Here is a 946-nt window from a genome sequence, read left to right as displayed (position 1 = left end):
TGGTTTTGGCAGGTGCCTTTGATGAATTCAATATCGATCGTGCGACTCTGCTCTCAAGTCTGGATGTTGCACTTCAGCACGCAGAGCTCGTCAATCCAGAAGATGATCACGATTTGTTTGGTGAAGAAGAGACATTTCTCCTTAAACCGAAATATGTTGAAGTGGAAGCCATGATGGATGAGACGAAATTGAGTTTTGAGAAACAAGTGCTGGGGTTGTATCTTTCAAATCACCCTGTATCCTCCTACCGTCAGCTTTTCGAAGATTATGGTGCGACATTGATTTCAGATACCCGCAATGGTGTGAGGACGGCAATTGGCGGTTATATTACTTCGATCCGATCGATCCGCACGAAAAAAGGGGAAGTCATGGCCTTCCTGGAAATCAGTGATGAAACAGATGATGTGGAAGCAGTTGTCTTCCCTGCAGTTTACCGTCAGATTATGACACAATTAAAAGAGGGGAATGTGTTATGGTTTGATGGAAAGATGGAAGAACGGAATAATAAGCTTCAACTTATCATCAATAAAGTGCAATCCATCGAGGAAATAAAGCAGCGAGTGGAGAAGCGGAAAAAAAAATTATATTTAAAAATCCCTCTGCAAAAAGATAAAGAGACAAGTATGAAGGACATACAGCAAATCATCCAGCGGAACAAAGGGACTCATGACGTGATCGTTTATATCGAACAAGACAAAAAGAGTATAAAACTTTCCGATTTCTATAGAATCTCCACAACTGAGGAAGTGTTGAAAAAGTTAGAAGAGTTTTTGGGAAAACCGAATGTCGTTTTAAAATAACATACTTTACTTCAACCAACATTTATATTATTGTTTAATAGAAAAAGGTGGTCTGACCACTGCCTGCCTGCATCTATAAGAAGGTAAACCCATGAATCTATAAAAGTGAAAATATAGCACGGAATATTGATTAAGGAGTGAGTGGA

General features: G+C 39.4%; 1 protein-coding gene. It reads left to right on the top strand.

Annotated features, from left to right (window positions below; all coding sequences use genetic code 11):
• The coding region (locus HP456_RS24350; protein ID WP_246289421.1) for an OB-fold nucleic acid binding domain-containing protein at positions 1–800 on the top strand (800 nt) is incomplete at its 5' end.
• Positions 801–946 lie beyond the last annotated feature (146 nt).

It is taken from the genome of Bacillus haikouensis, from assembly GCF_013179555.1.
Taxonomy (GTDB): domain Bacteria; phylum Bacillota; class Bacilli; order Bacillales; family Bacillaceae_B; genus Rossellomorea; species Rossellomorea haikouensis_A.
This window is presented reverse-complemented; position numbering and strand designations above follow the sequence as displayed.